Raw genomic sequence first — 13,901 nt, 5'->3', positions numbered from 1 at the left:
ATTCGGGATGCTCTGGTCGGCTCTTGGGCTTCGCCATGTGCCCATGGATCGAGTAGTCACCGAGGCTGTCGGATACTTCCGGCATTGTCTGCAACCAGACGGTTCTGTTGCGAGTGATCCGACTTCACGACTGTTCCGGGAATGGGACACCGTCAACGCCCTGAAAGCCATCGCCTCATGGCAGCGAGAAGTTCCGCTCGAGGTAGCTGACATCGTTGATCCTGCCCTGGGATTCCTTGCGGCACAGGAGAAAACGTGCGGCATGTTGAGTTGGGGTGGGGCTGAGATCGCATCGGACCGGTATTGTACCGAGACGAGTAGTGAGTACATCACCGCACTGACGCTGCTCGGCAGAACAGATGAGGCTCGCGTCAGGGCGCTGTTTCTGCGGGACAGGCAACGAGCAGACGGCGCCTGGGAAGAAACGCACAGTCACATCCCAAAGGCGTTTCAGTTGGAAGCATCGGTGACCGGATTCGCTTTGTTGGCGCTCGATGGACTGGACTTAGAACCCCTGCACTTGGACGAAGCGCTGAATTTTCTTGCCGGCAAGCAGCACTGGGAGGGGCATTTCGGAATCAACTGGTATTACTACGCTTCGTATTACTACCTGATGCGGCCTTCGGTGGCGGCTCTGATGAAGTTCGCCAGTTATCCGCAGGCCGCCGCGGCACGCGATTTCGTGTTGGCCCGGCAGCGACCCGACGGAAGCTGGTTCAGCCGCGCCGACGGCGTAGGCCAGACGGCTTCGACCGAATTACACACGGCGCTTGCTCTCGGTACCCTCGCCGGCGCGGGTGTGGCCGCCGACTCGCCGGCTGTGCGCCGTGCTGTCACATGGCTGCTCGACCATCGCCGCGCCGACGGTTCATGGTTCGGCGGGGACTATCCGTATCCGAAGTCGGACGGCTATCGGGAATTCCACGCGCCTCAAGATGTTTTCGTCACGGCGCAGGTGCTCACGGCGTTGCGCGAGCTGAAGTCAGCGTGAGCGCCACAGCCGACGAACCCGTGGCCGTCATCGGCATCGGCTGCAGACTGCCCGGACGTATCACCGACCACCGACTGCTGTGGCGGTCCCTCGAGCAAGGCGTCGACGCGATCGGGCCGATCCCGCCCGACCGGTGGGACACCGAGCGCTTCTACTCGCCGAGCCCGCAACAATCCGGCCGGATGAACACCCGTTGGGGCGGGTTCATCGATGACGTCGAGGCGTTCGACGCGGCATTCTTCGGCATATCCGCCCGCGTCGCCGAGCAGATGGATCCCCAACAACGCCTACTTCTCGAGGTGTGCTGGGAAGCGCTCGAGGATGCGGGCATCGTGCCCGGTGATCTTGCGGGTGGGCCGACCGGCGTGTTCGTGGGTGCCTGTAGTCAGGATTACGGAGGTCTGCAATCGGCGCCGGGGGAACAGGAGGGCCTGGGATCTCATTCTGCCACCGGCACCTTCATGAGCATCCTGTCGAATCGGTTGTCCTACACGCTGGACCTGCGTGGTCCCAGCATGACCATCGACACGGCCTGCTCCTCGTCCTTGGTTGCCGTACACACCGCGGTGCAGAGTCTTCGGCGGAGCGAGAGCGAACTTGCCCTCGTTGGTGGCGTAAACCTCATGCTGACACCGCAATTCAGCATCGCACTGAGCCAGGCCGCGATGCTGTCACCGGACGGCCGGTCACGGGCGTTCGATGCGTCGGCCAATGGTTATGTGCGCGGTGAGGGCGCCGGCGTTGTGGTGCTCAAGCCGCTCGGCCGGGCCCGCGGGGACGGCGATCGCATCTATGCGGTGATCGAGGGCACTGCGGTCAACCAGGATGGACGCACACAGGGAATCACGGTCCCCAACGGGCAGGCGCAGGAGGACAACTTCCGGGCCGCGTTGGCCGCCGCCGGAATTGCGCCCGCCGAGATCGGCTACATCGAGGCGCACGGCACCGGAACGCCGGTCGGCGACCCGATCGAAGCCAATGCACTCGGGCGGGTGCTGGCTACCGACAGAAGGCCGGACCGGCCGGCGCTACTGGGCTCGATCAAGACGAACATCGGCCACCTGGAGGCCGGCGCCGGCATCGCCGGCCTCATCAAGGCCGCCCTGTGCGTGCACCATCGGCGAATCCCCCCCAGCCTGCACTTCCGCAGCGCCAATCCCGATATCGACTTCTCCAGTCTGCCCATCGCTGTAGCGACCAATTCTCAACCCTGGCCGGCTTACCAACCTCGTGCCGTCGCCAGTGTCAACTCATTCGGGTTCGGTGGCACGAATGCGAACGTCGTCCTGACCGAGGCTCCCGACGAATGTGAGCCGGCACCGACGACCGTGCCCCCGCACCCAAGCGTGTTGACGCTCAGCGCCCGCACCGAGGAAGCCCTCGATGCCCTCGCCGCGGAATACGCCGATCTGTTGCAGGCCTGTTCGCCCAACCTGGAATCGCTGGGTGCGGCGCTGGCCTTGCGCCGCGCCCACCATGAGCACCGAATAGCCGTGGTGGCCGCCGATGCCGCCACGGCCGCAGCCAAAATCCTTGCCGGGCAAGTTGTGCGCGGACACGCGTCACGCAACGGGCGGAAGATCGCGTTTCTGTTCAACGGCCAGGGACCCCAGTGGTATGCGATGGGGCGGACCTTGCTGGCAAGCTCCCCGGTGTATCGGGCGACGATTCTGGAATGCGACCGGCTCGCCGGGCAGTATCTGGACTGGTCGATCCTCGAACTGCTGAATGCTGACGAGGCTTCGTCGAAGGTGGGAGAAACCGAGTATCTGCAGCCCGCCATGTTCGCGGTCCAGGTGGCTCTGGTGGAGCTGTGGAAATCCTGGGGTGTGCAACCGGGCGCGGTGCTGGGGCACAGCATGGGTGAGATTGCCGCCGCGTACGTCTCGGGAGCGCTGAGCCTGTCCGAGGCGCTGAGGGTGATCTGCACCCGCGCCCGAATCCAACAGAAGGCTGACGCTTCGGGCGGAATGATGTATGTCGCGCTGCCCGAAGCGGACGCGCGCGAGTTGTGTTTGCGCAAGCCCGACCAGCTTTGGGTGTCGGCGGTCAATGGTCCGTGCTCAGCCACCTTGTCCGGCCGCAGGCCCGCACTGCAGGCTTTGGCAACCGAACTCGACGGCCGCGGCATCTACACCAGACTTCTACAGGTGAACTGTGCATGCCACAGCCCCGACATGGAGCCGTTGCGCGACGAGTTACTGGACGCGCTGGCTGGGCTGCAGGGCAACGAGACGACCATCCCCATGTATTCGACGGCCACCGGCGGCAGGATCGATGGTCTCAAACTCGGCACCGACTACTGGTGGGACAACTTCCGCAACCCGGTCTTGTTCGAACAGGCGGTTCGCTCCCTGCTGGCCGACGGGTACGACACTTTCGTCGAGGTGGGGCCGCACCCGGTATTGGCCAACTCCCTCAACGAGATCACTACCGGGGCGGTGGTGGTGTCGTCATTGGTGCGCCACAAAGACGACTGGGCAACTTTTCTCAATGGATTCGCCACGCTTTACGCCAGCGGCTGCCCGATGAACTGGCGGCAGCGCTATCCCAGCGGCGCCGCGGTGCTCGACTTGCCGACCACCGTGTGGGCGCGCCAGCGGTTCTGGAACGAGAGTCCACTTTCACGTCGCAATCGCACTGCCGCACAACAGCATCCGATGCTGCGACGAGCTGACGGTACGCGGCCATCCTGGGAGATCAACTGGGCCGATCACCGGCTGTCGTGGTTGCGTCACCATCACGTGCTCGGTTCGGTCATCGTGCCGGGAGCCTGCTATGTCGAAGCCGCGTTGCACGCCGCGCGTGAAGTCACCGGTCGTGCCTGCGCGCTGGAGTTCGTGGAGTTCGAGCGGGCCTGTGTGCTTTCCGGCGAACCACAAATGAGCAGACTCGAACTCGATGCCGAACAAGGCACCTTTGAGTTTCATCAGCGCGCGGTCCGCGGCGAGGCCTGGACGCGCAACGCCCGCGGGCGATTCCATCCGGCCGCCCTGCACCGAACCGGACGGTACGACGTCGACGCCATTCTGTCACGCTGCACGAAAATCCATGCCGCAGTTGACATCTACAGTGACTTCGCGAAGAAGGGATATGCCTACGGACCGGCATTCTGTGGAATCGACCGGTTGTACCTCGGAGCGGGTGAGGCGCTTGCCCGCATCCGGCTACCGCGGACCTTGCGTAACCGATTGGGCGGGTACGTCTTCCATCCCGCCGTCCTCGACGCCTGTTTCCAGAGCGCAATACTGCATCCGTCCAGTGACCGCCCCGACGACCTGTTGCCGACGAATTACCTGCCCACCGGAATCGAGCAGGTTCGTCTCTACCGTGACGACGCATCGCCCGCGTGGAGTTACACCCGGCTGCGTAGCCACAACGATGCCTTGGTGGTCGACATTCATCTGCTTGACGAGCAGGGGGAGTTGATCGCGGATTTCACTCCGTTGACTGGCAGAGCGGTCCCACGGTCCCCGGCGGCTGAGAATCGCATCGACACAGACTTCTACCGTTTCGTGTGGCAGCAATCCGAACGGAGCATTCAACCGCGCTGCAGCGCGCTGACACTGGGGCCTGCGGATCTGCGCGACGTTCTCGATCACGACGCTCGTAGGCTGGCCGCGCGACTTGATCGACACGTCTACGCCACCACGTATCAGCAGGACGTACGCACGCTCTGCGCCGCCTATGTGGCCGCCTGCCTCGATCGTCTGCAGCCGCCCACCGAATTCGCGGTGTCGGACATTGCCGCCCTGGTGCCCAAGTACCACCGCGCTTTTCGCGGTATGTTGCGGCTGCTCGTGCAGGACGGTTCGCTCAGTGAGCGCGAAGGGCGGTTCTGCCGGACGGCGGCCGCGCACCTCGACTCGCCCAATTGGCACGTCGACCCGCAGCAGTTATGGGCCGATATCTTCGAGAACTATCCCGAGAGTGCGTGGGAACTGCTGCTCCTGCGACGAACCGGGAGCCAGCTGCACGGCGTGCTGACCGGCGCGGTCGACCCGTTGCGATTGCTGTTCCCGTCCGGTGCCTCGGTGAACATTGAACCCATCTATCACAATTCGCCGATCGCCCGGCTCTACAACATGCTGGCCCGCACCATCGTCCGGCGACTCACAGACAGTGCCGATCCGCGACGAACGCTGCGCATCTTGGAAGTGGGCGCGGGCACCGGGGGATTGACGGCAAACCTGCTCCCGACCCTGCCGCCGCAGCGTTGCAAGTACGTATTCAGCGACGTGTCGGCGGCGTTCCTGGCGACCGCGCGCGAACGCTTCCGCGACTACGATTTCGTGGACTACCGGGTGCTCGACCTCGAATATGACGTGCCGGCAGAGGAATTCGCCGCAGGCTCCTTTGACCTGGTGATCGCCGCCGACGTGGTGCACGCCACCACGGACGTGAAGCGAACTCTTGCCAGGCTTCACAACATGCTCGCGCCGGGAGGCGCGCTAGTGCTGCTCGAAGCCGCTCCTGACACTCCTTGGCTCGACCTCACCTTCGGTCTGACTGCGGGTTGGTGGAGCGCCGGCGATGTCGACCTGCGACCGGAGGGCCCGCTATTGGAGCCGCAGACCTGGCGGGAAACGTTGGTTTCCGTCGGGTTCGACGATGTCGCCGCTTTCGGTGACCCCCACCATTGCGGCGCCGGCTCCCAAACATTGCTGATGGCTCGAAGGCCCCGGGTCGCTGCGCAGCAGCAGCCTGGCTCAAGCATTGCGGAACGCGCGGGGACCTGGCTGATCCTGGCCTGCGCCGATCCGCTCGCTGAGCAACTCGCTGCCCGAATCGAGTCGCATGGTGGCCGGGCCGTCGTGCTGGACAGCCTTGCGGACGACGTCGTCGAGGTGGTGAATCCGGACGGAATCGTCGACCTGCGCGATGACATCGGGCTGCCGATGGATCAGGCTTTGACCGACTCGTCGGTCCAGCTTGTCGAATTGCTCAAGATCGTTTGTCGCGGCGACGACCACCAGTGGCCGCGGGTGTATGTGCTCACCCGCGGGGCCCATGCTCTGCACAACGATCAGGTCAACCTGTCCGGTTCGCCTGCGTGGGGATCGATCGCCACGGTGCGTCTTGAACTGCCGCAGCTGCCCTACGCGGTAATCGATCTCGACTCGACGCCCATGCCCGGTGAAGCGGACGCGGTTTGGGCGGAACTGCGCACCTGCGACCACGAACGCGAGATCGCGCTGCGCGGCGGAACGAGGTTTGTGCGCAGACTGGTTCGCACGGCAGTTGCGCCGGACATGGTGTCCGCTGCCGCCCTGCCGTCCGGTGTCGGATTCGAACTCTGCGCAGCGACCGCGGGATCACTCGACGAATTGCGCTACCACACCGTGAACCGTCGGGCCCCGGACACCGGCGAAGTGGAGATCGAGGTGCTGGCGACGGGCCTGAACTTCCTGGATGTGATGACCGCGCTCGGGCAGGTGCCGCCATTGGAGACCACCGAGAGCTACCGCTTCGGCGCCGAATGCGCAGGAGTCGTCACCCGGGTCGGCGGCGGCGTGTCCGACATCGCTGTCGGCGAAGCGGTAGTAGGGATCATCGGCGCACAGGGGGCCGCTGCCGGCTATCTCACGCTGCCGACCACCGGGGTAGTCGCCAAGCCTGCCAATCTGAGTTTCGAAGCCGCATGCTCGCTGCCTATCGTTTTTCTCACGGCTTGGTACGGCTTGGTCAAACTTGCCCGGCTGGAAGCCGGGGAACGGGTCCTGATTCACGCGGCAGCAGGCGGCACGGGGCTGGCGGCCGTGCAGATCGCGCGCGATCTGGGGGCCGAGGTGTTCGCAACCGCGGGAAGTCCGGAAAAACGTGAACTATTGCGGACGCTCGGTGTCCGGCATGTGTTCGATTCGCGCTCCACGGATTTTGCCGACCATATCGCGTCCGCCACTGGTGGTGCCGGGGTGGACGTGGTGCTGAACTCGATCGCTGGGGAATCGGTGTCGCGCAGCCTCGGCTGCCTGGCGCCCTACGGTCGGTTCGTCGAACTCGGCAAGCGAGACCTGCTCAACGACAGACGAATCGGACTGCGCCCGTTTCTGAACAATCTGGCATATTTCAGCTTCGACCTGCGTCAGTTGATGATGGACCGGCCAGCTGAGGTGCACCGCGAGCTGGCGCTGCTGATGGAGCGCTTCGCAGCGGGCGAGTTGCGCCCATTGCCCTATCGCGTGTTTCACCCTGCTGAGGCCACTGCAGCCTTCCGGCACATGGCCGCCGCTCGGCATGTGGGCAAACTCGTTCTCGCCATGGCTGAGCGTGAGTTTCCGGTGGTGCAGACCCCGCAACCGCCGTCAGTTCACGGGACGTGGTTGATCACCGGAGGGCTTCGCGGTTTAGGCCTTGCGATGGCTGAACACCTGGCAGCCATCGGAGTGCGCCACCTGGTGCTGATCGGACGTTCTCGGGTGCCCGATGAGGAATGCGCCACCAAGATAGAGGACTTACGCATACGCGGGACGCATGTCGACGTCGCGGTGGTCGACATCAGCTCACGGGCGGAAGTCACCGCCCTGATCGACCGGATCCATCGCGAGCTACCGCCGCTGCGCGGCGTGCTGCATTGCGCGATGGTTCTCGACGACGCGCTGCTCACCGACCTGGACCCCGCGCGGATCACCGAAGTGCTGGCACCGAAAGCGTTCGGTGCCTGGCACCTGCACGAGCTGACTTCGCACTTGCCGCTGGAGGCGTTCGTACTGTTTTCGTCTGCCACGTCGATGATCGGCAATCGAGGGCAGGCCAATTACGCGATAGCCAACGCCTTCCTCGACCAGCTCGCCCAGGCCAGGTCGGTCAGCGGACAGCGGGCGCTCACCCTGAACTGGGGTGCGGTCTCCGACGTCGGCTACCTGGCCAGGCACGACGAGATTCGCCGGATCGTCGCCATGGCCGGCATGCGCTCCTTGACCTCGGCCCAGGCGTTCGAGGCGATGACGACGCTATGGGGCGGTCAACAGCCGCAGGTCGGTGTGTTGCCGGTGGACTGGCCACAGTTCTTTCGTCACTACGGCCTCGACGTCCACAGCGAGCCCAGCTTCGAGCATGTCCACGCTTTCGGCTCGGAGTCGCCGGACACCGCCAACCTGACCGGCTCGCTTTCCCAGACGTGCGAGGCCGGTGGCGAGTCGGTTGCGACCGTGATCGGGGCTCGCCTCGCCGCGATGCTCGGCATCCCGCGCGACGATCTGGATGCGGACATGCCGTTGATGGACTACCTGGATTCGCTGCTCGCGGTCGAGATCGGTGCTTGGCTGGAGAGCAGGTTCGGGACCAAGATCACCATCATGGAGCTGATGCGCGGGCCGAGCGCCAGGGAACTCTGTGAGCTGGTGATGGCCCGGCTGGACCGCACGTAATCCACTTCACGCGCGGGCATTCTGCGTTTGCAGGATTCCCGAAAGAACCGGAATGTCGCTTCGCTCGGGCACCGACGTGACGAATATGCACTGTTGCCCGTCCGCCCACATGCGGGTGCGCAGGAGGTCGCCCGGGAAAACCACGTGCAGGAACCGCGCCGAGTAACGGCGCACTCGGGTTGGATCGTCAGCCAGCAGCGTCTTGACTACCGTTGCGCAGACTATCCCGTACGTGCACACACCCTGGAGAATCGTTCGGGGGAAACCCGCCGCTTCGGCGAACTCCGGGTCGGTATGCACGTTGTCGGTCATCTTGCTGCCGTGAATGTATTTTTGGTAGTCGATCGCCTGGCTGGCCACTGTCCTGGTATCGGACACGGCAGTCGGTTCGCAATCCGGCACCGCGTGTGTCGCAGGTGCGTGGGCACCTCCGGAAGCGCCGTTGACCCGGGCATGGATACGCGATGTTGCAGAGACCAACGGCTCGCCGTCCGTGTCGATGATCACGGCGCGCTGGACCAGGACCACCGCGCCCGGATGATCCTGAACGTCGATCACCTGGCCGCATGACTGTGACTGCCCGCCCGTGGGAAGCGGTCGGTGCACCACCACTTCTTGTTCTTCGTGCAGCAGATCGCCGCGGTTCATTCGAATTCCCGGGAAACAGAACTCGGGTCGCTGCGGGCGCAGAAAATCTGGTGAGGCCACTCCGAAAACGCCCGGTGCAGTCATCGCGAAGGTGGGCAGGACAGCCTCACCACCGAACCGGCAAACGGCCCGATGGTAACCGTTCACGTCGGCGGGCGACCACTGAAATTCCTGCTGCGGCCACCGCAGGCCGATGGCGGAGTCACGATCGATGAACATCCTTGTCAGTTTCCGTCTCCGGCGTGCGCTGACGCCACATGTCGTCCCCTGACGACGTCCTTAACCTACGCGTCCCACCGTCGCACAAATTGTGTAGCCGTCACGGCGTGCGCCGGCACATGAAACAATCGCTGGTCGTGAAGACCTTCGAGGAACTGTTCGCCGAACTCGGTGAACGCGCCCGCACCCGTCCAGCTGGCAGCGCCACCGTGGCCGCGCTGGACGCCGGGGTGCACGCGCTGGGCAAGAAGATCCTGGAAGAGGCCGGCGAGGTGTGGTTGGCCGCCGAGCACGAACCGGACGAGGCGCTGGCCGAGGAAATCAGCCAACTGCTGTATTGGACGCAGGTGCTGATGATCTCCCGCGGGCTGTCCCTCGACGACGTCTACCGGAAGCTGTGAGCATGTTGCGTATCGCGGTGCCCAACAAGGGGGCGCTGAGCGAGCCGGCCACCGAGATCCTCTCGGAGGCCGGATACCGTCGTCGCACCGATCCCAAGGACCTCACCGTCATCGACCCGGTCAACAACGTCGAGTTCTTTTTCCTCCGTCCGAAAGATATTGCTATCTATGTCGGTTCCGGAGAACTCGACCTGGGGATCACCGGCCGCGACTTGGCGCTGGATTCCGATGCCCCGGTGCGCGAACGGCTGGCGTTGGGCTTCGGGTCCTCCAAGTTCCGTTATGCCGGGCCAGCCGGGCGGGAGTGGGCGGTAGCCGACTTGGCCGGCAAGCGAATCGCCACCGCATATCCGAACTTGGTGCGAAAAGATCTGGCCGCCAAGGGGATTGACGCGACCGTGATCAGACTCGACGGCGCGGTGGAGATTTCGATCCAACTGGGGGTCGCCGACGCCATCGCCGACGTCGTGGGTTCGGGCCGCACCCTGAGCCTGCACAACCTGGTGGCATTCGGTGAGCCGCTGTGTGATTCGGAAGCCGTATTGATCGAACGCGCGCAGGATCAATCCGGTGGGGCCCGCGATCAACTGGTGGCTCGGGTACAGGGCGTCGTGTTCGGCCAGCAATATCTGATGCTCGACTACGACTGCCCGCGGTCGGCGCTGGAGAAGGCCACCGCGATCACACCGGGACTCGAGTCACCGACTATCGCACCGCTCGCCGACCCGGACTGGGTCGCGGTGCGGGCGCTGGTACCGCGTCGCGGCGTCAACGGCATCATGGACGAGCTCGCCGTCATCGGCGCCAAAGCGATCCTCGCATCCGACATCAGGTTCTGCCGTTTCTGACCCGGTGCCCGGACTCGACCTGTGTTAGCGTCCCGCTGGGACAGCTGTGCACGGGCTTTCCTGTTTATCGTCGCCAGGCTGTACGTCTGTCCCAGGAGGGATCGCTGTGACGCAGGTTCTCGTTATTCTTCTCGCGCTGTTAATCGGTGTGGTCGCCGGCTTACGGTCACTGACGGCTCCCGCCGCGGTCGCCTGGGCGGTGTTCTTCAGCTGGCTCAATCTGCACGGCACCTGGGCGTCCTGGGTGGGGAACCTGGCCACGGTGGTCATCCTGAGCGTGCTTGCGGTCGCTGAACTGGTGAACGACAAGCTGCCCAAGACACCGCCGCGCACGGCGCCACCCGTGTTCGCCGTCCGCCTCATCATGGGCGGGTTCGCCGGCGCGGTCATCGGTACTGCCTGGGGGCACAAGTGGGCCGCGCTGGGTGCCGGCGTCGTCGGCGCCGTGCTGGGCACGATGGGCGGATACCGGGCGCGTCGCGCGCTGGTCGCCAAGAACGGCGGCCATGACCTGCCGATCGCTCTGCTCGAAGACGCCGTTGCCGTGCTCGGTGCGTTTGCCATCGTCGCCGCGGCGGCCGCCCTGTGACGGAGACGCAGCGATTCGACGCCATCGTGGTCGGCGCCGGCCAGGCTGGACCGCCGCTCGCCGGCCGGCTCAGCGCGACAGGGCAGCGGGTCGCGGTGATCGAGCGCCAGCACGTCGGCGGAACCTGCGTCAACTACGGATGTATCCCGACCAAGACTTTGGTGGCCAGCGCGCATGCCGCTCACCTGGCCCGGCGCGGCGCGGAGTACGGCGTCGGGACGGGACCCGTCACGGTGGACATGGCCAAGGTCAAGGCCCGCAAAGACGGCGTCATGCTCAAGGACCGCCACGGCGTCCAAGCATGGCTGGACGGCATGGACGGCACCACGTTCTTTCGCGGGCACGCCCGCTTCGAGGATCCGCACACCGTCAGGGTGGGTGACCAGCTTCTGCGCGGTGACCGGATCTTCCTCAACGTCGGTGGCCGGGCGGTGATACCAAACATCCCGGGGCTGTCCGAGGTCGACTACTTGACCAATGTCTCGATCATGGAACTCGACGCGGTTCCCGAACATCTCGTCATCGTCGGTGGCAGCTACATTGCGCTGGAGTTCGCACAGATGTATCGCCGGTTCGGTGCCCGGGTCACGGTTGTCGAGCGGGGCTCGCGGCTTGCCTCACGTGAAGACGAGGACGTCTCGGCCACCATTCGGGAAATCCTGGAAGAAGAAGGCATCGACGTGGTCGTCGGGGCCGATGATGTGCGGGTTGCCAAGCACGGCAGCGGGTTTGAGCTCACACCGCATTCCGGGGCCGCCCCCATCAAGGGCAGCCATCTGTTGCTGGCGGTGGGGCGCCAACCCAACACCGACGACCTGGGCCTGGACGCGGCCGGCGTGCAGACCGATGCCCGTGGCTACATCGTGGTCGACGACCAACTCAAGACCAACGTCGACCACATCTGGGCCATGGGGGACTGCAACGGCAAAGGCGCCTTCACCCACACCTCGTACAACGACTTCGAGATCGTCGCCGCCAATCTGCTCGATGACGACCCGCGCCGGGTCAGCGACCGCATCACGACTTATGCGCTCTATATCGACCCGCCGCTGGGGCGGGCCGGCATGACCGTCGACCAGGCACGCGCCTCAGGCCGCAAGGTGCTGGTGGGCAAACGGCCGATGACCCGAGTGGGGCGAGCGGTCGAGAAAGGCGAAACCCAGGGGTTCATGAAGGTGGTCGTCGACGCCGAGACCGACGAGATCCTGGGCGCCGCCATCTTCGGTGTCGGTGGTGACGAGGCGGTGCACTGCATCCTCGATGTCATGTCCGCCAAGGCGCCCTACACGACCCTGTCGCGTACTATGCACATCCATCCCACCGTGAGTGAGTTGATACCCACGGTGCTGCAAGAGATGTCGCCGCCGGCCTGAGCCGAGTAGCCGTTCTTCGCTGAAAATCCTTGGTGGGTAACGCGTCGTTTGTTGGATATCGCTTCGTGAAAACGAAGTGCATTGCCCGGCAATCGGATTAGACAGCGCAGAGAAGTTTTTAACTGCCCCAGTTGTGGAATCACTGCCTGGGACAGCGAGAAACGTCACGGCTAACAGCCGCAAGGAGATATCCATGAGTCATCAAAACCCGGCTAATCAGGCGCGAAAAGGTCTGCTGGACACGGTCAAGGGCAAGGCGAAAGAGGTAGTCGGCGCGATTACCAACAACGATTCGCTCACCGCCGAGGGCCAGCTCGAGCAGACGCAGGCGCACGAACGCAAGGAAGCGAACACCGTTGCGGCCGTCGCCGACGCCGAGGCCGAACAGGCCCGCAAGCAAGAAGCGGAAGCCAAGGCGAAGGCTGCGCAGGAGCGCGTAGAGGCGAACGTGCAGACTGCGTGGGCCAAGAACACCATTGCCGCACAGGAAGCCGAGCAGAAGCGGACCGCCGAGCAGGCTGCCCAGCAGTCGGCCGCCGCGCAGGCCACCCAGGCGGAAAGGGAGGCGCAGCGCGAAGCCCAGCAGGCCAAGGCCGAAGAACGGGAAGAAATGCGGGATGCCGCCGACGATGTCATCGGCGCGGCTGCCGAGCACCAGAGCGATGTTCAGGTGGCCTCGAACGACGAATCCGAAGCGGATCGCCTTCGGCGCCGTGCCGAGAACTTGTCCGACAGTGCCGGCCTGAATTGAGCCGGCGAAATATAGGAGAGAGTCCATGACCATTACCGATGTGCCATTCGCCGTACTGCGGTTTCAGTATCAACTCGCCCGGTACCCGCTCCAGTTGGTCGAGGACCGGTTTGTCAACCGGATGCGAACCGAAGCGCCCGTGCGTCTTTTCTATGAGCGCGCGCTGGGCACGCTCGACACCACCGTCGGCAACGTGCTGCGTGACCCCGAGTTGGTCAAGCGCGGGACGGCACTCGTTGAGCGCACCGACACGCTTGGGCGAGCAGCGGCTCTCGACGCGCGGGCGAAAACGCGCAAAGAGCAGGCGGACGCGAAACTGGACCAGGCCCGCGAGCAGGCCGTCCAGGATCAGAAGGAAGCCCGCGCAGCTACGGTGCGGCAGATCGACGAGGCGCGCAGCGGTGCCGACGAGCGCAAGCAACAAGCCGCCGAGTCGGCTCGTCAGCGCAGCGAATCAGCCAAGAAGCGCGCCGAAGCCGTGGCCGCTGACCGCAACAAAGCCGCCGAGTCCGCGAAAGAACGGGTTACGGAGCGAACGAAGACCGTCGAGAAGATCGCCACGCGTGCTGCCGAATCGAAGTTGGAGGATGCTCGCGAGAAGCGCAGCGAGGCGGCGAGCAAGCGAAGCCAGGCGAATCGACTCGAGGATCTGGCTCAGGCCGAGAAGCGGAAGCGGCAGGCCGAGCAGGCCAGCGGGTCCTCCTGAGACCG

At 64.7% G+C, this 13,901-nt stretch carries 9 protein-coding genes; 8 read left to right on the top strand and 1 reads right to left on the bottom strand.

The window, feature by feature from the left end:
• Positions 1 to 43 precede the first annotated feature (43 nt).
• Together AC5Y7D_RS13935 and AC5Y7D_RS13930 are read left to right on the top strand one after the other, a co-directional pair.
• Positions 44 to 991: a hypothetical protein gene (locus AC5Y7D_RS13935; protein WP_499924765.1), complete on the top strand. Its 948-nt coding sequence runs from the start codon at positions 44 to 46 to the stop codon at positions 989 to 991.
• Complete coding sequence (locus tag AC5Y7D_RS13930; protein WP_499924763.1) at positions 988 to 8,361, top strand: SDR family NAD(P)-dependent oxidoreductase; 7,374 nt, start codon at positions 988 to 990, stop codon at positions 8,359 to 8,361. Before AC5Y7D_RS13935 ends, AC5Y7D_RS13930 begins: the two co-directional genes overlap by 4 nt.
• Positions 8,362 to 8,367: 6 nt before the next feature.
• On the opposite strand, the gene AC5Y7D_RS13925 is transcribed toward AC5Y7D_RS13930, so the two are convergent.
• The gene (locus AC5Y7D_RS13925; RefSeq protein WP_499924760.1) at positions 8,368 to 9,228 is read right to left on the bottom strand and encodes a MaoC/PaaZ C-terminal domain-containing protein; all 861 of its coding nucleotides are present in this window, start codon (positions 9,226 to 9,228) and stop codon (positions 8,368 to 8,370) included.
• A 119-nt stretch (positions 9,229 to 9,347) separates the two neighbouring features.
• On the opposite strand from AC5Y7D_RS13925, the gene AC5Y7D_RS13920 reads away from it, so the two are divergent.
• From AC5Y7D_RS13920 to AC5Y7D_RS13895, 6 genes are all read left to right on the top strand, one after another.
• Entirely contained in the window at positions 9,348 to 9,629 is a 282-nt protein-coding gene (locus tag AC5Y7D_RS13920) for a phosphoribosyl-ATP diphosphatase (protein WP_499924758.1), read from the top strand.
• A gap of 2 nt (positions 9,630 to 9,631) precedes the next feature.
• Positions 9,632 to 10,477: an ATP phosphoribosyltransferase gene (hisG, locus tag AC5Y7D_RS13915; RefSeq protein ID WP_499924756.1), complete on the top strand. Its 846-nt coding sequence runs from the start codon at positions 9,632 to 9,634 to the stop codon at positions 10,475 to 10,477.
• A gap of 106 nt (positions 10,478 to 10,583) precedes the next feature.
• Complete coding sequence (locus tag AC5Y7D_RS13910) at positions 10,584 to 11,066, top strand: glycine zipper 2TM domain-containing protein (RefSeq protein ID WP_499924755.1); 483 nt, start codon at positions 10,584 to 10,586, stop codon at positions 11,064 to 11,066.
• Positions 11,063 to 12,439, top strand: a complete 1,377-nt coding sequence (locus AC5Y7D_RS13905; RefSeq protein WP_499924753.1) for an FAD-containing oxidoreductase — start codon at positions 11,063 to 11,065, stop codon at positions 12,437 to 12,439. Before AC5Y7D_RS13910 ends, AC5Y7D_RS13905 begins: the two co-directional genes overlap by 4 nt.
• 193 nt (positions 12,440 to 12,632) lie before the next feature.
• Entirely contained in the window at positions 12,633 to 13,190 is a 558-nt protein-coding gene (locus AC5Y7D_RS13900) for a CsbD family protein (protein ID WP_499924749.1), read from the top strand.
• A gap of 25 nt (positions 13,191 to 13,215) precedes the next feature.
• Positions 13,216 to 13,896: an IF2 family translation initiation factor gene (locus AC5Y7D_RS13895; protein ID WP_499924745.1), complete on the top strand. Its 681-nt coding sequence runs from the start codon at positions 13,216 to 13,218 to the stop codon at positions 13,894 to 13,896.
• The last annotated feature ends 5 nt before the right edge of the window (positions 13,897 to 13,901 follow it).

The organism is Mycobacterium sp. NGS49 (genome assembly GCF_059812565.1).
Note: the sequence above shows the minus strand (reverse complement) of the source record. Positions and strands in the feature narration are given on the sequence as shown.